The 25,017-nt window shown below is 66.8% G+C and carries 26 protein-coding genes and 1 pseudogene; 8 read left to right on the forward strand and 19 right to left on the reverse strand.

Annotated elements, in window-relative coordinates:
- Together CF165_RS47110 and CF165_RS53260 are read right to left on the reverse strand one after the other, a co-directional pair.
- The coding region (locus CF165_RS47110; RefSeq protein ID WP_093954125.1) for a hypothetical protein at positions 1-767 on the reverse strand (767 nt) is incomplete at its 3' end.
- Between the two features lie 47 nt (positions 768-814).
- On the reverse strand, positions 815-1,459 hold the full coding sequence (locus CF165_RS53260; protein ID WP_240522164.1) for a hypothetical protein: 645 nt from the start codon (positions 1,457-1,459) through the stop codon (positions 815-817).
- 63 nt (positions 1,460-1,522) lie between these two features.
- Here CF165_RS53260 and CF165_RS47120 point away from each other — a divergent pair, with 63 nt between their 5' ends.
- Positions 1,523-2,128 carry a prepilin peptidase gene (locus tag CF165_RS47120; protein WP_093954126.1) on the forward strand — a complete coding sequence of 202 codons (606 nt, stop codon included), beginning with the start codon at positions 1,523-1,525 and terminating at the stop codon, positions 2,126-2,128.
- Between the two features lie 367 nt (positions 2,129-2,495).
- On the opposite strand, the gene CF165_RS47125 is transcribed toward CF165_RS47120, so the two are convergent.
- The 5 genes from CF165_RS47125 to CF165_RS47145 form a co-directional block, all read right to left on the reverse strand.
- Positions 2,496-3,050 carry a hypothetical protein gene (locus CF165_RS47125; protein ID WP_143268878.1) on the reverse strand — a complete coding sequence of 185 codons (555 nt, stop codon included), beginning with the start codon at positions 3,048-3,050 and terminating at the stop codon, positions 2,496-2,498.
- 500 nt (positions 3,051-3,550) lie between these two features.
- Complete coding sequence (locus CF165_RS47130) at positions 3,551-3,763, reverse strand: hypothetical protein (RefSeq protein ID WP_093954128.1); 213 nt, start codon at positions 3,761-3,763, stop codon at positions 3,551-3,553.
- Between the two features lie 96 nt (positions 3,764-3,859).
- Entirely contained in the window at positions 3,860-4,366 is a 507-nt protein-coding gene (locus tag CF165_RS47135; protein ID WP_143268879.1) for a cupin domain-containing protein, read from the reverse strand.
- A gap of 58 nt (positions 4,367-4,424) precedes the next feature.
- Positions 4,425-5,192, reverse strand: a complete 768-nt coding sequence (locus tag CF165_RS47140) for a YczE/YyaS/YitT family protein (protein WP_093954130.1) — start codon at positions 5,190-5,192, stop codon at positions 4,425-4,427.
- A gap of 351 nt (positions 5,193-5,543) precedes the next feature.
- Positions 5,544-5,870, reverse strand: a complete 327-nt coding sequence (locus CF165_RS47145; RefSeq protein WP_093954131.1) for a hypothetical protein — start codon at positions 5,868-5,870, stop codon at positions 5,544-5,546.
- A gap of 797 nt (positions 5,871-6,667) precedes the next feature.
- On the opposite strand from CF165_RS47145, the gene CF165_RS47150 reads away from it, so the two are divergent.
- Together CF165_RS47150 and CF165_RS47155 are read left to right on the forward strand one after the other, a co-directional pair.
- The gene (locus CF165_RS47150; RefSeq protein ID WP_143268880.1) at positions 6,668-6,856 is read left to right on the forward strand and encodes a hypothetical protein; all 189 of its coding nucleotides are present in this window, start codon (positions 6,668-6,670) and stop codon (positions 6,854-6,856) included.
- Positions 6,857-6,919: 63 nt separating this feature from the next.
- The gene (locus tag CF165_RS47155) at positions 6,920-7,879 is read left to right on the forward strand and encodes a cytochrome P450 family protein (RefSeq protein ID WP_093954133.1); all 960 of its coding nucleotides are present in this window, start codon (positions 6,920-6,922) and stop codon (positions 7,877-7,879) included.
- Between the two features lie 31 nt (positions 7,880-7,910).
- Here the strand turns inward: CF165_RS47155 and CF165_RS47160 are convergent, their stop codons facing one another.
- The 5 genes from CF165_RS47160 to CF165_RS47180 form a co-directional block, all read right to left on the reverse strand.
- On the reverse strand, positions 7,911-10,274 hold the full coding sequence (locus CF165_RS47160; RefSeq protein ID WP_158226952.1) for a LuxR C-terminal-related transcriptional regulator: 2,364 nt from the start codon (positions 10,272-10,274) through the stop codon (positions 7,911-7,913).
- Positions 10,275-10,807: 533 nt separating this feature from the next.
- Positions 10,808-12,241, reverse strand: coding sequence for a GGDEF domain-containing protein (locus CF165_RS47165; RefSeq protein WP_158226953.1), 1,434 nt, complete (start codon positions 12,239-12,241; stop codon positions 10,808-10,810).
- Positions 12,242-12,585: 344 nt separating this feature from the next.
- Complete coding sequence (locus tag CF165_RS47170) at positions 12,586-13,923, reverse strand: MFS transporter (protein ID WP_093954136.1); 1,338 nt, start codon at positions 13,921-13,923, stop codon at positions 12,586-12,588.
- Between the two features lie 144 nt (positions 13,924-14,067).
- Positions 14,068-15,153: a hypothetical protein gene (locus CF165_RS47175; RefSeq protein ID WP_093954137.1), complete on the reverse strand. Its 1,086-nt coding sequence runs from the start codon at positions 15,151-15,153 to the stop codon at positions 14,068-14,070.
- Positions 15,154-15,178: 25 nt separating this feature from the next.
- A complete protein-coding gene (locus tag CF165_RS47180; protein WP_240522165.1) occupies positions 15,179-15,928 on the reverse strand; it encodes an SDR family NAD(P)-dependent oxidoreductase in 750 nt (249 codons plus the stop codon).
- A gap of 438 nt (positions 15,929-16,366) precedes the next feature.
- On the opposite strand from CF165_RS47180, the gene CF165_RS47185 reads away from it, so the two are divergent.
- The 3 genes from CF165_RS47185 to CF165_RS47190 all read left to right on the forward strand — a co-directional run bounded on the left by CF165_RS47185 (position 16,367) and on the right by CF165_RS47190 (position 18,780).
- Complete coding sequence (locus CF165_RS47185) at positions 16,367-17,434, forward strand: ParB N-terminal domain-containing protein (RefSeq protein ID WP_093954139.1); 1,068 nt, start codon at positions 16,367-16,369, stop codon at positions 17,432-17,434.
- A 406-nt stretch (positions 17,435-17,840) separates the two neighbouring features.
- Positions 17,841-18,251 (forward strand): hypothetical protein, encoded by a 411-nt coding sequence (locus CF165_RS50865; RefSeq protein WP_143268881.1) that lies wholly within the window; start codon positions 17,841-17,843, stop codon positions 18,249-18,251.
- A gap of 322 nt (positions 18,252-18,573) precedes the next feature.
- Entirely contained in the window at positions 18,574-18,780 is a 207-nt protein-coding gene (locus CF165_RS47190; protein WP_143268882.1) for a hypothetical protein, read from the forward strand.
- Between the two features lie 20 nt (positions 18,781-18,800).
- On the opposite strand, the gene CF165_RS50870 is transcribed toward CF165_RS47190, so the two are convergent.
- The 3 genes from CF165_RS50870 to CF165_RS47200 form a co-directional block, all read right to left on the reverse strand.
- Complete coding sequence (locus CF165_RS50870; RefSeq protein ID WP_143268883.1) at positions 18,801-19,070, reverse strand: hypothetical protein; 270 nt, start codon at positions 19,068-19,070, stop codon at positions 18,801-18,803.
- 401 nt (positions 19,071-19,471) lie between these two features.
- Positions 19,472-19,714, reverse strand: a complete 243-nt coding sequence (locus CF165_RS47195; protein ID WP_093954141.1) for a hypothetical protein — start codon at positions 19,712-19,714, stop codon at positions 19,472-19,474.
- Positions 19,715-19,960: 246 nt separating this feature from the next.
- Positions 19,961-20,491, reverse strand: a complete 531-nt coding sequence (locus tag CF165_RS47200) for a hypothetical protein (protein ID WP_093954142.1) — start codon at positions 20,489-20,491, stop codon at positions 19,961-19,963.
- A gap of 328 nt (positions 20,492-20,819) precedes the next feature.
- On the opposite strand from CF165_RS47200, the gene CF165_RS47205 reads away from it, so the two are divergent.
- Positions 20,820-21,230, forward strand: coding sequence for a histone-like nucleoid-structuring protein Lsr2 (locus tag CF165_RS47205; protein ID WP_093954143.1), 411 nt, complete (start codon positions 20,820-20,822; stop codon positions 21,228-21,230).
- A 182-nt stretch (positions 21,231-21,412) separates the two neighbouring features.
- Here the strand turns inward: CF165_RS47205 and CF165_RS53265 are convergent.
- From CF165_RS53265 to CF165_RS47225, 4 genes and pseudogenes are all read right to left on the reverse strand, one after another.
- Positions 21,413-21,982 (reverse strand): annotated as a pseudogene (locus tag CF165_RS53265) (P-loop domain-containing protein); the annotation flags it as partial.
- A gap of 3 nt (positions 21,983-21,985) precedes the next feature.
- Positions 21,986-22,534: a hypothetical protein gene (locus CF165_RS47215; RefSeq protein ID WP_093954145.1), complete on the reverse strand. Its 549-nt coding sequence runs from the start codon at positions 22,532-22,534 to the stop codon at positions 21,986-21,988.
- A gap of 219 nt (positions 22,535-22,753) precedes the next feature.
- Positions 22,754-23,482, reverse strand: coding sequence for a hypothetical protein (locus CF165_RS47220; protein ID WP_143268885.1), 729 nt, complete (start codon positions 23,480-23,482; stop codon positions 22,754-22,756).
- A gap of 26 nt (positions 23,483-23,508) precedes the next feature.
- Complete coding sequence (locus CF165_RS47225; protein WP_143268886.1) at positions 23,509-24,153, reverse strand: hypothetical protein; 645 nt, start codon at positions 24,151-24,153, stop codon at positions 23,509-23,511.
- 616 nt (positions 24,154-24,769) lie between these two features.
- On the opposite strand from CF165_RS47225, the gene CF165_RS47230 reads away from it, so the two are divergent.
- Positions 24,770-24,922: an amidohydrolase family protein gene (locus tag CF165_RS47230; RefSeq protein WP_276209774.1), complete on the forward strand. Its 153-nt coding sequence runs from the start codon at positions 24,770-24,772 to the stop codon at positions 24,920-24,922.
- Positions 24,923-25,017 lie beyond the last annotated feature (95 nt).

Here is a 25,017-nt window from a genome sequence, read left to right on the forward strand (position 1 = left end):
GGCGCCCCGCCGGTGGGGAATGGGGTTCCGGGGCCGGTGCAGGTCACGGTGGTGCCGTCGCCGGTGTCCCACGACACCGACGTCGGCGTGGCGGTCGCGGTGACCGACACCGCGGGCACCGCGGCCGTCGCCATATGCGGCTGCCACATCGCGCGGTCCAGCCACAGCCACGTCGGCAACCGAACCAGCTGCGTGCCAGCCGGGCTCGAGGTGATCCTCGGGCCCGGCAGCCGCAGCTGCGCGGCCGCCTGTCCGGCAAGCTGCTGCGGAGACGGTGCCGCGCCGGCGCCCGGGGCTTGCCCGTCGGCGATCCACACCGGTGCCCGGAACAGCGCGTCGCGCGAACCCGGCCCGGCGCACTGGTAGACGTACCACGCCCCGCCCTGGCCAGGCGCCTGCACCAGCCGTGGGCGGTCGAGTCCGAGGCCCGTGAGGGATGCAAAGCGGACGGCGTCGGATGTCGCGGGGTGCAGGCGGCTGCTCGCGGTCTGGACCCCACTGGCCGGCGGCTGGTAGTCGCTGCGCACGTACGAGCAGTTCGCCCGGGTGTCCTCGCCGCCGACGATCCGATCCCCCGGCAGCGGCGCCGGATCCCGGTGGCCGTCCTGGGTTTTCGGCGCGCTGGGTTGCCGACCGGGCCCGGGCGCGGGTGCGCCGTGGCCGCGCTGGCCTGCGCCGAGCTCGCAGCCGGCGTAGGGGCTCTGCCCGCAGTCGACGTCGCCGTACCAGTCCCCGGCGAGCGCGGGAGTGAGACTCGCGAGCAGCACCGCCGCCGAGGCTGCGGTGGCAACGATTCCGCACCGGCGAGCCGCGCTCAGCATGATCCTGTGCCTTCCACAGCGAACCGGGTCACACGCCAGGAACCGTCAACCGCGAGTTTGACCTCGGCGTTGATCAGGTGCTTGCCACCGGATTCACTGTCGGCGGGCTGCCCGGTGTCCGCCCGATACTTCAGCCAATGGGTCGCGTCCGAGCAGTCCCTGATGACGACCGTTTTAGGCTCGTACGGGGAGTCGACGGATTGGGCGACCGGCGCGTTGGTCGGGGTGCCTTTGCTGACCAGGCCGTTGTACCGGTCGGCATACAGCTGCCGAGACAACACCTGCAGCGCGTCGCCGGTGGCGTGCGCGGCCAGCCGGGGCGACTGCCAGTCCGATGTGGTCGCCACGGCGGCGACGTCCCGCCACATCCCCAGGTAGGCCTCAACCGCCTGCTGCCTTGCCGTGCCGGCGGGCGATGCGGTCGTCGCGGTCGATGGCGCAGGGGTCGGCGTGCTCGTCGGCGACGTAGGGGCTGCGGTACTGCCCGAGCCGCAGGCGCTCGCGGCAACGCCGAGCACCACAATCGACGCGGCAACGGCGAGGCGCAGCCGCCGGTGGCGGGTCGTCGCGCTCCGCTGCCGGTCGCGCGGAAGCGCGAGGCCGGTGCGAACAGGCAAGATGACGGGCAGAGTGATCATGCGAGACCGGGAGGGGTCGTGCAGCTGCCGGTGAATGCCCACTGGTGAGTCCTCGGCGCCGCGGTGATCGGCCTGGGTCTCGGCGCTGCCGCGAGCACGCTCACGCGGCGGCTGTTGCGGGAGCAACACAAGATCGCCGGCTCGTGGTGGCTGAGTGGCGCGGCTACCGCGGTGCTGCTGGCGTCGCTGGCCTCGCGAGTCGGTGCGCGCGGTGAGGTCGCGGTATACGGCTTCGCCGGCGTCCTGGCCGTGCCGCTGGCGATCGTCGACTGGCGCGAACATCGCCTGCCGCGCCGGGTGGCATGGCCGCAACTCGCCGGCGTGGTCGCCGGATTCGGGGCCCTGTGCCTGGCGCGCCACGACGTCCAACCCGGCATGCGCGCAGTGGGCGGCCTGGTGGCCGCCGGTGGGCTGGTCCTCGTGCTGGCCGTGCTCACCCGCGGTGGCGTGGGCGCCGGGGACATCGGCGTCGCAGCAGTGGTCGGCGCCGTGACAGCCTGGACCGGCTGGCCGCAGGTGGCGGGCGCGCTGCTGGTGGCCAGCATGTTGGCGTTGCTGCTCGTCGCCGTCCCCGGCACGCACCGCCGCAACGAGCGGGAGCACTCGACGGTGCCGTTCGTGCCCTGCCTCTTCGGCGGCGCGCTGGTCACGATCCTCGCCAGCGGCTGACCCCAGCGCGGCGCCGGCGTCCCGTACGCAGACGGGTGTACACGCGACGGGCAGCTGCCTCACCGTGACGTGTACGGAGCCCTCCGGCCGGTGTCCCGGTCCGGATTCTCGAGAAGCACCCGGCGCGGAAAACCCCGCGTCGGCGGACAACGGGAAGGGCTGCACGGAGGTGCCGTGGCCGTGTGGGTGGTTCATGACCTGCCCTTTCGCGGGAGACGGGGTGGGAGGCGGCCGGCGAGTGGAGGGTGTTGTCGCCGGCCGCCTCCCGGGGAGGCGGCCACCATCGACGTGGGGAGGGTGGCGGCCGCGGGCTCACGAGCCCCGAGGCGGTGTCACCGTGTTCAGCGGTGCACCGGCCTGGGGAACGTCAGCACCAGGGCAGGCTGGTCGGGTCCCCGCCGCCACCGGGGTAGGTGTGCTGGGTGATCGACCACAGGTCGCCGCGCATCCAGCCGGATCGCCAGCCCACCGAGGTCTGCACCGACAGCCAGCCCCACACGTAGCCGTCGGCCCCGGGGATCTGGCAGCCACCCCAGGCGGTCTGCCACGGGTAGGCCAGTCCGACGACCGTCCCGCGGGGCACCGACGCGCGCAGCCGGGCACCCGACGCGTTGATGTCGACCTCGATCGCGCTCTGCGTCGAGAAGGCCCGCCCCTCGCGTGTCGTCCCGCCGACGCGGGTGGCATGGCCGCCGAAGGGCATGGCCGTCAGGCCGTTGATCCGGGTGCCGTCCGGTGCGATCACCGGCGCCGAGGAATCGACCTCGCTCGGGCTCCCGACGTCGCGCGCCCCGCTGCGCGCGGTCAGCGTGGTCGCCGGGGTGTGGCTGGTGGCCGCCTCGGCGAGGCCGGCGCCGCCGACCACGGTTGCCGCCGCGGCGGCGACCACGAGCCCGAGTCGAACTCGATGAAACAACATCATTTCTGCTCCTCTTGTGAAATTTCGTGACCGAAATTCGAGGAGTCCCACCCGAACCTAAGTTTCACGGAAAGCGTTCCCCGTCTGAGGAGAGTTCCGATTGACCTTCGACGCGTGCACCGTCCTGCCAGGTTCCCCAACCCGTCGACACACGCCAGAGCTCGGACTTACTGTGGTGACCCCACGATCAGCGCCTGTGTTTGCTGATGCCGTCCACACTGCCCAGGAAAGCAATCGAAGTCAAGAGCACCGTGACGGCCTATTTAGTTGCAATCGGACTACCCGTTTTCGGGCAGCTTTGTTCATCCGTCGACGTTTTCATTGATTGACGACGAGTCAGCTTCCACGCGTCATCGTGCGTACTCGTCTGTCCGCTGAATGGCGTTCCCTATGCCGAGGCGTCACCCCGGGGGCCCAGCTAACGATGCGGGTTCGCCGGTACTTCGTTGCCCGTGGCTCGGCTGGCCGGAACGCTGTCGGCCGGACGTGGCCGTGGGGTGCTGTCACCAGATCCGGGTGCCGTCGGGAGCCAGGACTGGTACCCCACTGGGGGACGCGTCGGTGATCGAGCCTTCGCGGGTGTCGGGGCTGACCGAGGCGGCGGCCGGGGTGGAGTGGTGCGTCGTCGCGGCGGATGCGGCGCCCGCTCCAGCGACGATCCCGGCGACGATGAAAGTTCCGGCGAGGATGGCCCGGACGATCTGGATGTTCTGCATGGCGGTTCCTTCTCTGCTGGTGCGGCGATGGCCGCGGCGGTGTGTTTCCGATGCCCGCGCGGGATTGCGCGGGTGCCTGTGGGTGGGCCGTGTGCCTCAGCGGGTCACGGCGTGCACGGATGGGACGGCCAGTTGCTCGTCGCAGCGGCCGAGGAGGTACTCACGGCGCAGCTGGGTAACGCGACTTTCGGCGAGTGCGTCCAAGCCGGACAGGGGGACCACGTCCTTGTTGAACGCCGGATCTGTGCGGAACTCGACCAGCTCGGCAGGCTCGTACGGATCCAGGTTCACGCCCACGTGTTCCACGCCTGGTGCGATGTAGACGAACGATCCGGGGCCGTGCACGATCGGCGTGAGGTCGGGGCCGGTCAGGGACGCGATCCTGCCGCGCACGACGTAGACCTGAATTTCGGAATCGGCATGGATGTGCGCGAGCGCGTGGTGTCCGCCGGCCATCCGTACCGTCCCGGACGACAAGGTCCGGATCGGGGCCAGGCCGGAGTGCACCGCGACGGTGAGCTGCTGGCGCTGTGGTCCCATCGCAGGCTCGCCGAGTTGCCCGGTAGCGATCTGGATGTCGTTGTGCGGCATGAGTTGAGTCATGATCGTTTCCTCTACGTGTGGGTTTCCGGTTTGATCGGACGACTGGAGCCGGCCGGGGTCATGCCTGGCCGCCGCCGGTGTGGGCGGGCTGCATGCGCCGGTGACAGCCAGTTCCGCGGGGAGGCGCGGCCTGAGTAGGCGCGGGCGAGAGTCCGGGGATTCGGTTGGCCAGGCGCCGGAAGACCACGATCAAGGGACCGGATCCGAGGGCCAGCAACACCGTGCCAGGCGCCAGCGCCCCGGCGTGGAGCGCGTTCGCGGGACCGAGCAGTGCGGCACCGGCGGCGACGAAGGCCGCGTCGAGGCCGATGCGTACCAGTGCGGTGCGGCGAGGGCTTGCACGGCTGAGGTCGTCGCGCGCTCCGGCGACGGCGAGCATGATCCCGTCCCGAGGAAGGGAGCCAAGGCCAGCCCGCAGGTAGACGGCGATGCCGCAGCAGAAGAGGGGTGCGCCGATCAGGAACGCGGCCATGCGGAATGGCGGACCGGCGGTGGTCGGCAGGACCATTAAGAGGATGTCGGCGACGGCTGCGGGAATCACGAGGGCGACTGCCGTCGCGAGTCCTAGCCGGATGCGTAGCGGGATGAACGTCAGCGCCAACAGGAACTGGCACGCGATGAGGCTCTCGCCGAACGTCCAGCCCAGCGCGTGGCTGACGCCGAGATGGAGCACGTCCATGGGGAGCATGCCCAACCTGGACCACACCAGCAGACTGATGCCGCCGCCCATCGCGGCGGTACCGACTGCGAGTGCGCCCAGCCGTGCGATCAGTCGATGATCGCCAATCGCCGTGGCCGGCGTTGCCCGCGCAACGTGTATCGCCATGGATTTTCCTTCCTGTGATGCCGCATCCGACGCTGCCCCGGAAAATCAGGCCGGACTGCACTCGACCTACCAGATCACAAGCCCACCGGATAACTACCGTGGGTCATCAATCGAATCTGGAGGATCATCAGTTGCCGGTGACTTGTGTCGACTAGCTGGGCTTTTGTTTGATCTGCCACCAGAGTGCATGTCACTCTGAGTTAATGTCAACCCTTTCGGGGAACTATTCTCCCACTGCCGGTCCAGCTGTTTTTGGGCAGCGAAAATTGCTCGTTTTCGCAAGGAAAACGAGCTTCAGCAAATGCCGTATTTACTGTTTTGAAGTGTGGCGCACTGGGAGCGGCGACGGACTCAGCTGCGTGATGAGCTGGACAAGGCCGCAGGTTGGCCGGCTGTCAGCTGTGGTGGGCTGTCCAGGCGCGCGGCGACCCGGCCGAAGAGGAACGCTGTCGCGAACTCGTCGACGCGGTAAGCCGCTGCCAGCTGGAAGCCGGCCGCGGCCGGGGCGGCGATCAGGGCGCTTTCGGAGTCGGTCTGGACGAATCCGGCGAAGCGCGGCCGGCGCCGTGGATCGATGTCATGGGCGACGTGGGCCCACCCCGTCTCGTCGTCTCGGACGACGAGCAGGGTTGTCACATAGGGCGGCCGATCGCCGTGTTCGCCGTCGTGCGCTGTCATTCACTACCTCGGGATCGTGTCGTGGTTCCACGTTCGGTATCAATGCCGGATGTCCGCGCGGTCGGACGGCGCTCCCTGCCCGGGTGGCGCCGTCCGGCGCGGTCTCATCGGCCGATCACGTCGGCCGATGAGGCGTGCACGCTGGAGCGTGGCCGCTTCGCGCGGCCGGTGTCGTCATACTGCATCAACCGGGCCTGCCCGCCCTGGTGTCGGTGCACGCGTGCCGATCACTGCTCCTTGTCGTGCTCCCCTGCCGTGGGTCCGCCCGGACGACACACCGTGCCGGTATCGGCTGGGTGTTCGAGACGGGTGGCCCCCGATCCGGGCCGCCGTGAATGGTGGTCCGGATCTCCATCGACACCGCAACAATAGGCCGCTCGTGAGCGGTGACGTCAATTCGGGAACTCACGCATTCGCGACTGACGGTGCCGGCGTCCTTCGATCGAGGTACGTGAAGATACGTAGTTGCGTCCCACCCGGCCACGTAGCCGGTCACCGGGGATGCTTTCCAGCGGAGAACAGGCATGGCACCCGGACAGAGAACCGCCCGCCGGGGCTGTCGTTCTCACGGCGGCGTCGAAAGTATACCGGTCTTTTCGATCGATCGACCTATTCCAGCGTGGCTGGTAGGCGCAGGCGTTGGTTGTGGTCCCGGAAGCGAGTACGTACTGGCAAATACGTGTCGGCGATGCTGTCTACGTGGTGTCGGCGGCGAAATTTACGTGTGCACGCTGATGGCACACTGGCTCCGGTCGACGATCATGGGCGGGCGAGAGGCGATGTACTGGGAGGGCCTCATGACGCTCGAACTGTTCGACGGCCCGGGCTACTGGGGGCAGGCGCACAGGTACGCCAAGGCGCTTCGCGAGCAGGCGCGGTCGGTGGACCGGGTCACTCTGCCCACCGGCGTTCGGGCGTGGGTGATCGCCGACTACGCCGACGCGCTGGCCGCCCTGACCGACAAGCGCCTCAGCAAGGACGGCTAGGGGCTGCGGCGGATCCTCGGCGAGCAATTGCGAAAGCTCGGCAAGAACCCTGAGCAGTCACGGATGTTCGGCGACAGCATCCTGTTCATGGACGACCCTCGGCACGGCGAGCTGCGCGCTCTCGTGTCCAAGGTCTTCACGCTGCGCCGCGTCCAGGAGCTGGGTCCCAGGATCGAGCGCCTTGCCGCCGGGATGCTCGGGGAGCTACCCCGCCGGCGGCCGGTGGACCTGATCGAGCACTTCGCGTTCCCGCTACCGCTCATCGTGATCTGTGAACTGCTCGGCGTGCCGCTGGACGAGCGTGGCCCGTTGCGCGAGTGGACGGCGGCGCTGATGGAGGACGATCCCGATCGGGTGCTCCCAGCATCGCGTGAGATGCAGGACTACTTCGACAAGCTGATAGTCGCGAAGCGAGGCACGCCGGATGACGGCCTGCTCTCGGCGTTGGTGACGTTGTCGGACAACGGTGATCTCACCGGCGGCGAGCTGATGGACATGGTGTTCCTGCTGTTCGTCGCGGGTCATGAGACCTCGACCAACTTGATCGGCAAGGGAGCGCGTCACTTGCTCGCCGCCCCCCGGTGGTGGCGGTTGCTCGGGCGTCGACCGGCGTTGATTCCCGGCGCCGTCGAGGAGATGCTGCGCTTCGACTGCCCGGTCCGCATGGCGCCCTACCGATGGACCACGGAGCCGGTCAGCTACGGCGGCGTCGTCATCCCGGCCGGTGAAGTTGTGCTCGTCTGCCTGCTGAGCGCGGGCCGTGATCCCGCGCAGTATCGGGAGCCCGACGAGCTGGCCCCGCACCGGGCCGCGAAACACCTCTCCTTCGGACAGGGGATGCATTACTGCCTCGGCGCGCCGCTCGCGCGGCTGGAAGCCGAAATCGCCTTCACTGCCCTGACCCGTCAGTTCCCGGACGCGTGCCTGGCTGTCGACGAGACGCAGCTGCAGTACAAGCAAAGCGTGGTCATGCACGGTCTCGAGAGCCTGCCGGTACTGCTCGGCGGGCGGCAGTCGCGTTAGGACGTCCTCCGGCCGTGCTGCGCCGGGATTCTCAGTTTGCTGGGTCGACGTCCCGCAGGTAGCGGACTGCGATCTCCGTTCGTGTGGTCAGGCCCCACTTGCCCAGGACGTTCTCGATGTGCTTCTCGACTGTCCGCGGGCTGATGTTGAGAGCCCCCGCGATCGCGGCGTTCGCCTGCGCTTTGGCGACCAGCTCAGCGACCTCCAGCTCGCGCTTGGTCAGCATCTGGGCAGCCTGTGTCGCTGCCGGGGCTTCATCGACCGCGGCGAAAGGCTTCATGGCCAGGTCGTAGACCGCGTCCATCGACCTGGCCAGAGACTCGCCGTCACGGATCTTCGCGTCGAACTCGCGGAACTTCTTCCGGGCGACGGCCTTGATCTGCCGTTGTACCCGTAGGAACGGTTCCAGGCCCAGCACTCTCGTCTGGGTCAACCGCTGCGCAACACGTGCACCGCCGAGCAGCTGCGCGCCACGCTCGTAGTCGCCCAGCCGCAACGCGATCAGAGCGATCAAGAACAAACCCCAAGGTGGCCCACCCTTGTCCTTCATCTTGAGCTGGACGTCGAGCGCTTGCTGGGCGTACCGTGCCGCAGCTCGTGCGTCCCGGTGCAGCAGCTCGGCGAGGGCGCAGGTCCACCGGGCCCACGAGATGGACCACTGCGCGTCGGCCGCGGTCGCCAGCTGCAACACCCGCGCGCTGGCGGCGAACGCCTCCTCGGGACTGCCGAAGAAGGCCGTGGTCATCGCTCCGTAGAGCGCGGCCATGAACCGCGGCCCGTCCTCACCGGAAGTGCGGAACTCCTCCTCGGCGCGAGCCAGCAGGTCGATGCTCTCGCGAGCGCGGTCCCGGTCCGGCTCGGCGAGCCACAACCGGGTGCCGCGGCTGAAGAGCAAGGGACCGAAGGACTCGGCGCCCAGCTGCCGAGCGACCTCCTCGGCTTCCGCCTGTGCGGCTGCAGCGACGTCGCTGCCCTGGATCTGAGCCATCCACGAGATCAGGCATAACGCGGCCAGCTGCCGGTGACTCGGCTCAGCGGGATGCCGGGCAAGCCCGCGGGCCAGCATCCGCCGGCTATCGGCCTGCAGCCCGGCGAACACAAACGCACAGGAGCTGGTGAGGTCAACGGCCAGGTCGATCCCCTGGGCCACGGTCGTCGCCGTCGACAGCAAGTGTTCCTGGGCGGCGTGAGCGTTCGGGAACTCGGCACGCAGCCGCAGGAGCACGTCCGGCTGCCCCGGACCAAACCAGCGCTGTCGGGCGCGCTCCGCAACAGCGAGAAAGTGGCCCGCGTACGCATCCCGGATCGTCGGTTCCCCGCTGGAAGCGGCGACGACCTGCAGCCCGAACTGCCGGATCAGCTCCAGCATGCGGTAACGGGTCCTGCCGACAACAACCTCCGTCAGCAGCAACGACTTCCGCACGAGGGAAGCCAGCAACTCCTGCACCTCCGAGCAGCCGATTCCACCGTCGGCGCAGACCGCAGTCGCCGCCTCGATGTCGAATCCGCCCTCGAAGACCGAAATGAGCGCGAGCATCCGCTGTTCCGCTGCGCTCAGCAGGTCATACGACCACGAGATGGTCGCACGCATCGTGCGATGATGGCGTTGCTCAGACGGCCCGCCCACCAGCAAATTCAGCAGCGCAGGGTGTTCGACAACCTCCTGGAGAGCAGGCATCACATCGAACTGACCAGCAGCCAATTCGATAGCCAGGGGCAGGCCATCGAGCATCTCACACAAGCGCAGCGCCAGCTCGCGCTCCGCATCGCTGATCAACTTCCCGACAGCGCGAGCACGAAGCCGGAGCAGGTGCAGCGCTTCGACGGGCCGCAGCGGATGCACCTTCAGAACGTGTTCGCCTGACACTCCCAGTCGAACGCGGCTGGTCGTCACCGCCGTCAGCGCAGGCGCCTCCGGCAGCAGCATGGCCAGCAGGCGAGGAACCTGGCCCGGACGTGAGACGTCGCCTACGAGGTGCTCGCAGTTGTCCAGCATCAGCAGTGCACGCCGGTCGCGGAAGAACTCGACCAGCCGCTCTAGCGCCGGGCCGTCCGCGTTGTCGAGGATGCCCAGCTGATCCGCGCACGCGGCCGCAGCCAGCTCCCCCTGCGCTGACACGTCATCGAGCCGGACGACCCAGACGCCGTCCGGATAGGCACCCGCCGCACGAAGTTCGTCGGCCAGCCGGAGCAGCAGCCTGCTTTTTCCGACGCCACCGACGCCGAAGAGGGTGACCAAACGTGCGCTAGCCAAGAGGTCTTTCGCCTCATCGAGCAAGTCGCCGCGGCCGACAAAGCTCGTCAACTCCGCCGTCGTCGCCGACGCCGGAGGACCAGACGGCCGCCCGTCCGGATCGGCTCCGGAGTTCGCCGGCTCGACACTGCTCTCGGTCATGCTTCCCCGCCCCGTGCTTCGAACACGACGGGTCGTGCGCGCCTCGCGCCGCCCACCGTTGTCCTCGCCGACCCGGCGACGACAGCTCGCTCGCCCCTGCACTGCCCGCATCGACCGTCCTGACGTCACCGCACAGGACGAGCCAACAGTTACCCAACGTATTCACGTGTGAATCGCGTGCTGACGCTCGAACGGTGACATCCGAGCGGCGAACCAGCTCGAACCTGATCTTCGTCGTGCTCGATTCGAGTCTTTCACCTGCACAGACTCGACTCTGCATTGCCCGGTGAAAGCCTAACCGACACGTCAGCCATGGCGGTACAGCCGGTCCGCGCCGACTTGGTCCACGCGACCCGAACCACTCGTTCGGAGTAGCATCAGATAGCTAGCTGTAACTAGTTGGGTTCAGCGCACCACCGCGTCACACCTCGAGGCTCGCGTTGCAACTTCAGCGAACCGCAATGCCTGCCCGGCAGAGCACAGAAAGGGCGAGGCGACGTCTCGCGGCTAGGGGGAAGCGTGGGCCCAGCAGATCAAGTGATCGACTGGTCGGCCTTGGGCGACTGGTCAGTTTCGGCGGTGCACACGCGGTTTCGGCCGCCAGCCTTCGCCACATACAGGGCTCGGTCCGCTAGTTTGAACGCCTCGTCGAAGTCGCTTCCGTGCTGCGGAATCGTGGCCACACCGATCGACACCGTCCGGATCTCGTCCGGCCGGCGGACGCCGTCTTCGTCCGGGAGCCCCATTACCCACAAGTCGCCACCAGCAGCTTTCGTGATCGGGATCGTGAGAGCCTCGACCGCTGCGCGGATCCGCTCCGCCACACCCATTGCCGCTTCGTGATCAGTGTTCGGCAACGCCATGACCATCTCCTCGCCACCCCACCGGCAGACCAGGTCGCCCGGGCGTGATTCTTCGCGCAGGAGCGCGCCGACCGCGGCCAGGACGTCGTCGCCGACGAGGTGCCCGAACGTGTCGTTGACCCGTTTGAAGTGGTCAAGGTCGAGCAGGACCAGCGACATCGGCGAGCCGTCGTGCGCGGCTCGGGCGAGCACCTTCGTTGTCTCCCGCTGGAAGGCATCGACCATCAGCAGCCCGGTGCGGCTGTCGATCTCCGCGGTGTGGGTGAGCGCTTCGATCTCTTGCTGCTGCTGTTCAAGCTGCTGACCGCGAACGGTGAGGTAGGCCCCGATGGGGGTGATGAGCAGCAGGAGCGGCGACCAGGCGATCGCCGCCCAGGTGATCATGGCCGCGACCAGCAAGGTCACCACGATCTCGGTGTTGTCCGACCGGTCACCGACCATGTGGATCCGCAGGCGGCGCTGCCAGCCGTCCTCGCGGTCGGCCGGCACCTGGTCCCACACCGGTGACGCAAGCCCCCGTGCCGCGCCGACCATGACCGTCTGCGCGGTGTAGTAGGCAGCCACCCCTCCCAGCAGGCTGAGGGCCAGCGGTGCACCGAGGGCCACCCGGTGGCTGCCGATCGAGTTGCCTAGTGGCGTAAGACGCGCCACCGCATGCACGCCGAGCACCGAGCAGCAGATGGCGAAGGAGGTGTGCACGAAGGTGTAGACGGGCTTGCGCGCGATCCACCATCGATGAAATCGAACGAGCACGATCAACAGAATCGCCAGCGGCACCGGAAGCACAAGAGCCCCGGCGAAGAACACCAGGCTGGTGTGGTCGATGTGCGTCTTGTCGCCGTCGCGGCCACGCCGCCGTTCCTCGGCGACGTTCGTGCTGACCACGTAGGCGACAGCCGCCGTGCCCACGAGACCGAAGCGAACCCAGGCCGTCCAATCGATACCGATGCCGAACGCATCGACAGATTCGATCACGGCCCAGGCCAGGACTAGCGGCTCGGCGATCAGCGCCCACATCACCGGGCGACGGCCCCATTCCCACAGCCGCCACCTCGAGCGTGGATGCGTGATCACACGGACCGCGTAGAGGACCTGGCGGATCACGCGGGCGAGACGGGCGCCTGCAGGCTGCATTACCCTGGCCTCAGCACGCTGGCCGGACTCCCCTGCTCGGCTCGGCTGCTGGAGGACCGCGGGACTGCCCTCTCGCGGAGGTGATGACGATGTCGATTCAACCGGGTGCTCCCGGGACTTCCTCATGCCTTCCTCCCCTTGGCCCATCGACATGTGGAGGTGCGTCATGGCCCGTCCTGGCGACCGCGAAACCTGAGTCCACCGGGGAACTCTGAGTCACTGTTTTCTGCCCGCAGCCGAATCCCATCTTTCCCGTGTGGAGGTGAACCATGACCCCTGCCTTCATCCCCGGCGACCGCGAGACCTGAGCACACTCATGCCTCGGCGGTACTTCTGACCTGCGGCGATCGCTGCGTCCGTCGCCATTGGACAGCACATGCCCCTGTCAGGAGTACCCCGAGGCTGCCCACCAGCGCAACAGCCATTCCAGCAGAAGAAATCTGCGCCAGCCCGCCCGCCGTCATCGCACCCAGCCCTTGGGCTGCACGAAGAATCGTGCTCGACAGGCCGTTTACCGTGCCGGCAACATTTTCGTTCACACGCTCGGTCAAATCGGCTGTCGCACCGATGTAGTACACGCTGCACGCGCCGGAGACCACCAGCAGCATCCCGGCGCCCAGTGTCGGCCACCACCAAGCGCCGCCGTGACGTACCGTTGCCGCAGACGCCATCGGTTCCAACCAGAACAGCACCAGCGGTGCGACGCTGAGCACGGCCAACGGCCCCATCAGCTTCGCCTGGCGGCTGCCGGGCTGTTGTTCCATCCACCGGGCCCCGAGAATCATCCCGGCGCAGTCAGCCCCAAGCAGCGGTCCGATAACCCAGCGCGGCGCGCCGAGTTCCGCGGCCAACGGCACGACGACGGCGTCGGCAGCAGCTGTACAACCGATCAACGCGATGAACAAGACAAGCAACCGCACCGCCCGGTCGTCGCGCACGAGCCTTCCGGCCGTCTGCAGCTGCCTGGCCAGGCTCGCAACCGCCGAGCCGGTGAGGGCGCCGGTCGGAGCCGGCCGATCACGCAAGCGGCAACGCAGCAGGACCGCGGCCAGCAGGTAGGTGACCACATCGACGGCAAGAGCCCAGCTCGTCCCGATCGCCAGGACCACCGCCGCCGCTCCCCCGAGACCGGCGAGTTGCCCGATCTCCCGGGTCAGCTGCAGCCGCGCACGGCCCGCCGCGTTCAGCTCATTGCGCGCCGGGTCTTCTGGCGACAATGCATGGTTTTCGATCAGGTGATCGGCGAGGGCCTGGCGGATCACCGCTCCCTGCGCCCCTTTGAACGGGATCTGCAGCGACGCGACGATCATCGTTCCCGCCACCAGGAGCGGTAACGGAGCCACCGGAACTGCCATCAACGCGACACACAGGGCCTGCAACAGCAGGCATGTCACCATCAGCTCGCGCCGCCGGTACCGGTCGGCCAGACCGGCCAGCAGCGGTCCGGTCACGAGCGGCGCGAGGAAGTTCGCGGCGTACGCCGCACCGGTCCATGCTGCCGATCCAGTGCGATCGAAAACCAGCAGCGCAACGGCGACTTTGGCAAGCTGATCGCCGGCTACCGACCCGAGCTCACCGATCCAGACGGCGGCGAACTCGCCGCCGCGAGGCAAGCGCAGACGCTCCGGCCGGGTCTTCACTTGACGAGCCATGACCGGATACTCCACGTGCTAGTTCGCGACAGCCGAAACCCGCTCGGCTCAGCTTAGGTGAAGATCGTCAGTCTGGCCGGATCCATTCATGTAATCACACGAACAGACCACAACGGCGGCATGTTCAGCGAATCACTTGACCCGTTAGGCCGTATCCATCCCATCTGAATTGAGCCGGTCAATGCTCTCCAGCCGACACATGACGAATTGATTGTCCGGGGTCGCACTATCGCTGATTCCCACGGCGTGGAAGCGGAACCATCGCCACGCACCGATCGCCGTTCGCAGGCCAGCCTCGACCGGCTCGCATCGTTTGCCGGGGCGAGCCGCTGCATCGTGGAGCAACGCGATCACCGCGGTGACCTGCTCCGGATGAATCATCGATCGGAGGCTGCTGTTGGCCGGCACGGGCACGTCGATCTTGGGGTAGTCGTCACTGGTCATGACGACGGCGTCGTGAACGGTGTCGATGATGACAAGCGGGTCGGTGATAATCGCCGCGTAGGCGCCGAGCTGCCGTAGCAACGGCCCCGGCAGGGCCTTGTGGAGCGTGCTCAGGTCAACCCGCATCGAGAAGCCGGCGTAGAAGTTCTCACCCTTCTTGCGGCCGACCGCGCGGACTCCTTGGCGTGTGCCGCTCGCGACATGCAGCTGCTCCATAAACTTGATCAACGGGCTATTGATCTCGGCGTCGCGGAAGTCCTGCATGATCGCCGTCGTCGCCACCCGGAAGTCCTCGGTCAGGATGCCGTCCATGAAGCGGTACGGGTCACGGCCGCTCTCTCCACCATGCCAGTCATCACTCGGCGGCTCGACACCGTACAGTCGCGGCGCATCCTCGCCCCACCAGTGCCGCAAGGGTTGGCCGCTTCCGGCTGGCGGCTCCTCCCATTCCCAGGTAGCGATCGCCGGTGTCGACGGGAACGGTTCACCCGCCGGGACGTAACACGCCAGGATGCCGATAAGAGCACCGTCTCGGCCGCCCAGAGCCGGCTTGACCCAGACCTGGTACGCGTCCTCACCGTAGCGCCTCGTCGCGCGTTGCTCCCTATGGTCTTTCCGTGCTTGATCGATAAGTGGCGCGACCACTCTCTTCGCGATGGCACCGGCGTGGTTGATCGATACTCCGGTGTAGAGGGTCTCGCCGATGGCGTAGAGCATGCCGTCCTCGTCCAGCGCAAGCCACTGCCCGGCGTGACGCGTCCCCTTCGAACTCGCAGTCATCGACATGTACCTCAGTTGACGTAGTGACGGCTCAGAACGTGGCGCCGCCGTCCAGCTGCAGGATGGCGCCGGTCATGAAGGCGGCCTCGTCGCTGGCGAGGTAGAGGGCTGCGGCCTGGATCTCGTGCGGCTGGCCAATCCGGCGCAATGCGGCGGTCCGCTCGAGGACGTTCACGACCTTGTCGTCCCAGGCGCTGGCCATCTGGGTCGCGAACGGCCCGCACTGAATGGCATTCACCCGCACACCCCGAGGGCCGAGCGACTGCGCGAACGCCTCGGTCAGCGTGTTCAAGCCCGCCTTGGCCACCGCATACGGCACAAACGGGTCCTTCGGCCGGACGGCCCCTGTCGACGTGATGTTGATGATCGATCCGCGGCCGACCTCAGCCATCCGGAGGCCGAACCCCTGCGACAGGGCCACGGCACCCAGCAGGTTCACGTCGAGCACCTTGCGCCACATCCGCTCGGTCAAGTCGGTCATATCGCGGTACATCGGCGCAGCGCCAGCGTTGTTCACCAGGACATCAGCCTGGCCGAACTTGTCGTGTACGGACTCGACGAGGGCCTCGCATTCGCTCCACACGCCGACGTTGCACGACAAGGCCAGCGCCTCGACGCCGTGGCGCTCGTGTACCTCGGCGGCCGCGCGCTCGCAAGCCTCGAGCTTCCGGCTCGCAATTACTACCGCGGCGCCCGCCCCAGCGAACGCCTCCACGATCTCTCGGCCGAGGCCCGTGCCTCCTCCGGTCACGACAGCGACCCGGCCAGCCAACTTGCCCACTGTGTCCCTCCCCGTAGACATCAGTCGGTCATGTCGTCCAAGGTACGGAAGCTTAGTCAATCAAGGTATCGGGAGATAGGCCTCCGAACGAGGGTACGCACGCCGACCCGAGCACTCCGTGTCACGACGCTCGACACCTCCCGCCGGACTCCGATCGCTGGTCAGAAGGGTTGCCTGGGACAGCACGGCGGCATTGCGCGTTGCCTTGGAGTTAGCTTGCTAGTACTCTCCGTCGAAGCTGAGCGCCACACTCAGCACGTCCACTCTCGTGTCGTCGAGGTGTGACTAGCTGGACTCCAGCCGAGCCGAAGCAGTCTTCGCTCGGCACGAGCCCACAGCTCAAGCGTCGCCTGGTTCACCACGTCGCTCCCGACCTGCCCTCACCCGGGCAACGCCGCGGAACAGCCGACGCTTGCCGGTCACGCCACGACCAACGAGATGGGAAACGCGATGTTGGGCGAGATTGCAACGCTGCCGCGGACGTCTCCTGACGGCAACGTCCACACCCTGCCTGCACAACCGGTCCACGCTCGTCGACGCAGCATCGAGGCCGTGGTCGTCTCACATCAGGTCCTCTTGCCTGCCGACTCACCTCGCATCGGCGGGGAAGACAGCGAACATGTCCGCGCCCTCGCCGAGCAGAGCGGCCCGCTACCCCCCATCCTCGTCCACCGACCAACGATGCGGGTGATTGACGGCATGCACCGCCTGCGCGCCTCAACTTTGCGCGGAGAGACCGACATCGCCGTCCAGTTTTTCGATGGCACCCCGGAAGAGGCGTTCATCCTGGCGGTCAGGGCCAATGCGCGGCACGGCCTTCCGCTGTCACAAGTCGATCGTGCCGCCGCCGCCTCCCGCATCCTCGCGTCACACCCCGATCTGTCAGACAGCGCAATCGCCAGCATTGCTGGCATATCAGACAAAACGGTCGCAGCGACGCGGCGTTCGACCTCGGAACTTCCGAAGTCGAACCGCCGCAGAGGCCGCGACGGACGCTCACGGCCGGTCGATCCCGCCGAAGGTCGCCAGAAAGCCCAGGCCTACCTCAGCAGGTATCCCACCGCGACGATTCGCGAGATTGCCACGGCAGCGGGAATAGCCCTCTCGACCGCACAAGATGTGCGCAAGCGCGTGCAAGCCGGCCAAGACCCCCTACCGCCGACCCTTCGCACATCCGTCGACCAGACTGCTCCAGATTCACGACCGGAGCCCTCCGCGCCGACTCCGCCGCAGACAGCATCGGACCCGCACACCGTGACCATCGGACAACGGCAGCCGTTGGAAGCGCTGAAAGCCGATCCGTCGCTTTGCCTGAGCGACACGGGCCGCACCGTGATTCGAATCCTGGACATCCTCGACGACGTTGACGAGGACTTCTGCGAGCAACTCGCGGACAACCTACCGCAACACTGCCTGCCATCCGTTCTCGAAGTCGCACGGCAGTGCGCCGAAGCGTGGACGAATCTCATCAAGGGCCTCGAAGACCGTTCCGCCACCCAGCCATAGCCATTCTCGCGCATGGCACAGTCGAGGGACCGCAGTCGGCACGCTGTAACAAGAGAAGCCCCAGGCCAAGCATACATCTTCTGGCACCGCGTCCAAGCACTGCGTAAATAATGCTTTCTCCGCGAAGCGCCGGGCAGATCTGCACGCCAAAAGTCGCGCACGCCAAGAGGCTACGTCGACACCTCTTAACATCACTCCACTAGCGGTTGTGAACATTCACTTCAGCATGCTGTCATTGTAGCCTCCGGAGAGTCGCAAACCTGCCCCTCTTCCGGAGCGACGCGGCCGATAATCGCCCAGTTCGCCTGGCAGATTATCGGCCCCAGCTCGCATGCTCAACCGGACGATATTTCCGTTGAACCAGAAGTCGCCTTTGCGCAAACCTACACAGAGCAAGGAATAAGTCATGCGCAAAACACTGTCAACAATCTTTGCCGTATGCTGTCTTCTCTTCACCCTCCTCGCGTCCACCAGCACATCTCCAGCTTTCGCGAAGCCCCTATCAGCAGCAATCCCCAGCGACACCTTCGCCAGCATCAACTGCATTGAAGGAGGAGATATACCAGCCTTCCAAATCAAGGGCTGGGGCGTCGGCTACACCGGCGGCCAAAAGATCAGCATCAGCCTGACGGTCTACGACACCGGCGGCACGGTGATCGTCGGCGACGGAACCACTCTCTACACATCGAACACCGGCAGCTGGAGCACCTCAACGTATACCCACTACGGTTTCCAGGGAGCCTGGTCGGTCACGGTCACCGTCCGAGATGCAAACAACGGATTCCTGATCGATTCAGCCTCTGATACGTGCCGCTGAACACACTCCGCGCAGCCTGCCGAAGGACAATACCTTTCGGCAGGCCGCCGCGGACGGGCACAAAGGCCATCACCCAGATCGGCTGACACGTGATCGTCGACCGACTCAGCGGCCTCGCGTTCGTCTGCGCACATGCACGCCGCCGTTGCGCTGCATGCGCTCCGTCACGGCAGCCGCTACACTGGATTGACAGCGCGCAAGCCGGCACTTTGGGGCGCATATGACTGAATTACCATATTCCGAGAATCCGGCAGCAAATCCCAGCCGAACCTGGGACAACAGTGCAGAGGTCCGTCTCGAACTGACCATGTGGCTAAAGAGGATGCCGGACAAGCAGAAGGAATTCCTTCGCGACTTGGTCGAACATCCCGTGGGTGCGCTCACCGACGACGATCGGACGACAGTCACGGCGATCAACAGGACCGCAGAGGCTTTCGGCTTTGTGGATCTTGTCGTCAGCGATGATGCCGGCACCTATCTGGCCGCGGGAGCACGAGAGCCTCTTATCGCGCTCGGCATACACCACTAGAGCCACGAACCCTTGGCATGTCAGCCGGTCCCCGGAGTCCGGGTCGATAGCTCGGCGATCCGGTGGGCGAACACGGTCTCGTCCGGCGGGCTCTTTTGATTGATCACTGCCGTTACACGGTGCACCAGATCGATCTGAAAGGCGTAGGGAACTCCGGCGGCCTCACGTCGGCCGGTGATGTAAGCGCGCCAGTCCCCGACCGGAACACCGTCCGCCGCGGCGACCCAGCCATGCGGGCGTAGAGCCCAGCCGCTGCCAGCGCCCAGCTCTTTGACTGGCGCGTTCGCCATCGTCCTCCCGCATCATTCCCTGCACCTCATTCAGGTGAACCCGTCGTCCGATCGCTGCGTGTGCGCCGGGCGCGTAGTCCCCACAGCACTGGCGCCAACTTCCTCGCAACAAAGATCGTCTAAACGCCACCACTCGAGGAAACGGGTCTGCCTGGGCGGCGGGATGGGCCGGCGCGGCGCCTCGGCTCGCGGTCCGCCGGTGACTGTGTACGTGCCCGTCACCGGCGGACCGGTCGCGTGGCCACGAGGGGTGACGCACGACCATCCGCCGGTCGACGATGTTCCGGTCACGCAGGTCCAGGGCGGGTCACCACCTCGAACAATTCGCCGGCAAACTCACCGGCAACCGGCGTTCCGGTTCGGGGATGGGGGGGTGACGACCGAGGCGTGCGCCGCGCACTTCACGCAGATCCCATCCCTCCTGGGATCACGTTGCGCGGGTCGATGCTCGGCCGGTCATGGTCGAGGGGGTACGGGTCGTCCAGCACGCACCACGGGCGCAGCCGGTACAGCCGCATATTCCGCAGCTCGGCGACCCGGTAGAGATGGGCCAGCTCGTCAGCCTCGAACAGGTGCCACTCCCGCCGGACACGATCCAGTGGCGAGGCGCGCCGCTCCAGGAGCCGTTCAATGAGCGTGGTCACCGAAAGCCTCGCTCGTAATCATGGGCCGGCGCAGCGGCGCTGCCGCAGCGGCGATCGTCGTCGGTCCCGTCCGATAGGCACCGAGTCGCGGTGGGCGTGCACCAACCTGCTGACCCGGATGGTCTCCGTCCTCGGCCGCTGAACCGCGACCCGGCCGGTGGGCTACGCGCATCCCGGGGCATCGGTCGACGCGACTCCACCAGTAACGCCCGGTCGAGACCACCGGAGGTGGCACCGTTGGGTACCTCACGCGGCGATCTCCCGCCGACCGTAAACCAACGGCCGAGGTTCGCGCCGTGCCAATACACGCACATGGCTGCGACTCGAGAGCGGGGGAACGATCGGCCGGGGTACGCACGCCTGCGCAGCGGCACCGGAGAGAACTGACACGGTCCCGACATTCGCGGACGCGTCTTTCGCCGCGTGCAGATCCTCCAGGGTCGGCCAGTCGTCGTCGGTCACCAGCGCTACGAGCTTCGCGTCCCGATCCGTCAACTCAGCGGCCTCCTCCCGCGCAGCCTCCGCAGCCCACGCACGGACCGCGTCTCGATACGCCTCAACCCGTTGCCGCAGCCACTCCTCCCTATTCCGAGGGTTCTGCCGCTGAAGCTGCCACACCGTCGGACGGCCAGCTTCGGAAACCTCGGCCCGCCGCGGCGCCACGTCACAGAACACCAGCACGGCAGCCACGATGACCACGAACGCCAAGACCGACAGCCCGAAAATGACACCCGGTTCACCACCAAGCAAGGCAGCCCACAGGGTCCGCGTCTTCATGCCATCACCCCTCAATACCGGGACACCACCAGGACGTCCCCACAATCGATCGTGGCCGGATTCAGGGCAGGCAGGGGCAACTCGAGAATGACCGAGCCCCCGCTTGCCGTCCGCGCCGTGATCCCGCCTACTGCGCGTCACCGCGCCACAACCGAAACCGTAGGGCTGAATCGGCACGCATTCAAGCCCGAATTCCGGAATTCGCAAAGGTTTCTCTAAACCCTGCGCCACACGGCGGCGCACGCCATCGGAATAGCTGTTTACCCGGTCGGTGTGCGCTATATTCGACAGCGTCCCAGCATCAAGGCACGCACTCTGGAGTCGCGGCATGGCCCGAAACGTAAAAGTAGAACTACTGGACGACATCGACGGAACAGAAGCGGCTCAAACCGTGACGTTCGCCCTCGACGGCATCGAGTACGAGATCGACCTGTCCGACGAGAACGCCGAAGGGCTGCGTACAGAACTCGCCGCCTACATCCAAGCCGCGCGGCGAACCGGTGGCCGCAAACGCAGGAACACGGCCACGGGGGCGACCAGCATGCCGAGCAGCTCGACCAGCCGTGAGCACTCGAAGAAGGTCCGCGCGTGGGCCAAGGCCGAAGGCTACGAAATCTCGGATCGCGGCAGGCTGTCCACGGAGATCGTCGACCTGTACGAGCGCGCACAGGAAACCGAACCCGCACCAACGAAGCAAAAGCGTGGTTCGCGGAAAAAGGTCGCCGCAGCCAAGAGGTAGACGCAGCCCGCGGCTGCGGGATGTGCCGACCGGATTCGCGTACGTCCCGCAGCGAGGCATGGACGAACCATCTCCTGGGGGTGGTCCTTGCGGAGCTCGACGGCAGGCGCGGGCAGCAGGCGCAGGACCCTCGGGTCCGGCCGCGTGGTGGCGATGACCCGCACGCCCGGCAGCGTGACCAGCCGGGGAATCAGCGCGTGAACGCCGTCGTGCGCAGAGTGGGAGTACGCCTCGTCGAGCGCGTCGACGATGAGCAGGACCTCCCGCGTCCACCCCCGGCGCCTCGCCGTCGTCAGCGGGCGGTTGACCAGGCGCTGCAGCGCGACCCGAGGCGCCTCGCCGGCCTCGAGACGCACCACGATGCCGGCGGCGACACCGCCCAGGGCAACCGACCCGCCACGCAGGTCCACCTCGCCGAGAAGGTGCGTCTGGACCGGCCGGTCGTCGTCGAGCAGGGCCTGCCGGAACTCCGGCGAACGGGTGCCCAGTGCGGAGGCGAGCTCATGGACGAACTCGGTCGCGTCGAGCGACTGGTCGAGGCCGACCCGGCAGAAGTGCGCGTGGACGAACCGGTCACCGGCCGGCAGCTCGGCGAGCCTGGCGGCGACGGTCGTCTTGCCCAGCCCCGGACAGCCCACGATGGCGTACACCGGTTCACCCGCGGGCCCGGCCAGCCAGGCCGCCACCCGGTCGAACAGCCACTCCCGCCCGACGAAGTCCGCCACCTCGGGTCGGGTCCCCGGGATGTGCACGGGCTAGCCGACCGTGTCGACATCGATGCCGACCACCTGGCCGCCGGGACCCACGTTCTTGGCGCTCACGCGACCGGTCACGGTGCCGGCGATGAGCCTGTTGGCTCGCAGCCCGGCGACGTACCCGAACACCTCCTCCACGACGGCCTCGCCCGTGACCTGGGTACCCGACGCCGGACGTGTCTCGCCCTTGAAGGTGATGCGCTGCCCGAACACGGCCTCCATCGCGCGGCGCAGGCCCTCGACAGCGGCGAGGAGGTTCTCCTCGCCCGGGTCGACCTCGTCGATGTCCTGGGCGTAGTCCGCGACAGCGGCACGCAGGTCACGCAACTCCTGTTCCAGCCTGGCGACAACCGCCAGGTCGAGGTGCGGCTCGGTGAGCCGGCCTTCGAAGGCGGCAGCCGGGAGCTGGGTGGCGACCGGTTCGGTGGTCTTGGCGCCTTTCCGCTCGCGCCACCGCTTGAGTGCCTCGCCGGCCTGCGTGTAGAGGAACTTGATGCCCTCGGTGAGGGCCAACGCGCCCACGGCTGCCAGCGTCAACGGGTCGTTCACGACAATCCTCCGCACTAGTCGGGCCGGTTGGTCTGTCCATGATGTCGTACCCGCTGGGCAATAGTCAGGCCTCAGCGCAACCCGACGGCTGCACAGGCCAGCCGAACGACCATGCGCTACGACCGCGCCCGCAAGAACCTCGACTACATCCTGGCGGCGTACATGGTGTCCGCGACCTGACACCCAACGTGCTGACCTGCCGACGAGCGCACTCGGTTTTCAGGAGTTCGCGTCGATCAGCCAGGCAACGATGTCGTCGCCGTCAGCATCCCGGGCGCCATCGGACACGCGTTCCAGCCTCGACCGTTCGGAAGCGACGAGACCGTCTCGGGACAAACGCACCGCGCAGGCTGATCGCACAACCGCGTCCGCACAAGCTACGTAGTCGACTTTCCTCGGGGAAGCCGAGTTACTGTCGAGCACGTACGCCGGCTCGAGGTCCAGTACAGCAGGGGTGGTCGTTGCGGCGATCCGCACGTGTTTGTCCTTGACGCCACCGAAAATCTTCCGCTTCCGCGCCAGTTCCACGGTCTCGACTCGTGCGTGGGGGAACTCCACCACCAGGGCGGCGCCCCTCGTCTCGTCCAAATCACCAAGGAGCGACTCACCAATCGCAACGACCGTGAGGACGCGTTCACTGGTGATGAGAACCTCGCCGGCGCCAGTACAAAGCTGTTTCATCCCGTACGGCTTGGTCGACCTCCCCACCGGCAGACCGTCCTCACTCATGACCATGACTACGCGAATGAACTGGCTCATGAACCTTGCGATTTCGACCTCGCCACCTGGGGCCTGAGGAGCAACCCCGGCTCGGCCGTTTGCCCGCCGGACCCGGCGTACAGCCATCTGCAGACCTTCAACCTCGTGCACCAGGCCGTCAGCAGGAACCGAAATCCGCGCGAACCCGGGAAGAAACCCCCCGCTGCCATCAGTACTGTCCTTGTTCATCTCTACCCATTTCTCCGCAGCCGGCTCTACGGGCGCGCGGCCACAATCTGATCGAGTTTCACTTTCGGATTCTGCCCGCAGAAGTACTGCCCGTTCTGCACGATGAATGGATCGGCGGCATACTGTGGCTTGCTCGCGTCGAGGTACAGCTTCTTGAGAATCGACGCCTCCGACGCCGGATCGGCCGCCAGCCACTCACTGCAGGTGGATGCACCACTCAGCGATGACGCCCCGCCTCCGATCGCACTGACGCCCCAGCCGCCCAGAGCGACGATCGCGACGCCTCCCGCGATCAACACGCCCACGGGCACCGCGACGCCGCCGATGTGGACCTTCTTGTTCAGAATGCTGACGTTCCCGCTGCCAGTGTTGACGACACTACCCCGGTCAGCCGAATAGGTATGGACGTGGACTCCCGTGCCGCCTGTGGCACGCGCGATCGACCCGATGAGCGCGCGAATTTCTCCGCAAAATGCTTCGTCCTTGATCAGCTGTTCCACCAGGGCTGCCACCAGAGACATACGGCGAGCGCGGTCGCCGGGACGATCCCGGAACGCCTCCAAATCGCCACTCCGGCCAGCCAGGCTCAACTGTCCGGCAACGATCCGGAGAAGCTTCGATACCCATTCGTTGGCCACCCCGACGTTGGCGTGATTCATGGCCTCGGCCATCAGGTCGATTGTTCTCTCCGCTAGTTCCGCCGGTTCCATCTACGCCTCCGCTGCACGTGAGCCTATATCCAACAATGGCCATCCGATACCGTGATTGGTCGTGCAAACGAGTTACGGTGTTACTCGCAGCAGTAGCTTTCATCCAAACGTGACCGATCGGCACGGATGTCCTCCGGCCACTCCCCCGAAGACTTCGGCCGGGCCGCGGTGCGCGCGGCACCATGACCACACGGGCTGGCGAGAACCCGCTCGGCAGTCGACCGCGGACCGTCGCACGTGGCAGATCTCCCCGCCCGGTCGCGCTCAAGAGCAACTTCCCCTACTTGCGGCCCAGGCACGTGACGCTTGTCCAGAGCTCCGGATCACGACACCGCACGGCCCGGCCCTGCACGGGGGATCCGAACGGGGCGGTGTCACGGATAACGGTCACGTGGCGCGGACGGGTGACCACAGTTGCCCCAGTGGCGGAGGAACCGTGCGTGGGTGGCCGGTGAGCACGCGCAAGAGGTCGTCGGTCCCGCCCGGCGTGAACGAAACCTGGTAGCGGGTAGCTGCGTGGGGTTGCAGGAACCGGGGGATCTCGTCGATCCCGTGTCCGGGCAGCGCCGTCGACACTCTGGGCGCAGACCGCCTGGTACTCGGCACCGACTTCCCATTCCAGGCCAAAGCCGAGTACCAATCGGCGATCGACTACATCAGCCGGGCCGTGAGCGCCGAGCAGGCGACCACCATCCTGGACACCAACGCAGCCGCGCTCTTCGGCCTCTAGCTTGAGTTTCGACCATGAGTGGCCGGGCGAAGCCTCTGGTTAATCATGAGCAAAGCTTCAGAGGGCTTGGTGACACACCGGCCAGCGTTCGCGGG

Source organism: Amycolatopsis vastitatis (assembly GCF_002234595.1).
Classification (GTDB): Bacteria; Actinomycetota; Actinomycetes; order Mycobacteriales; family Pseudonocardiaceae; genus Amycolatopsis; species Amycolatopsis vastitatis.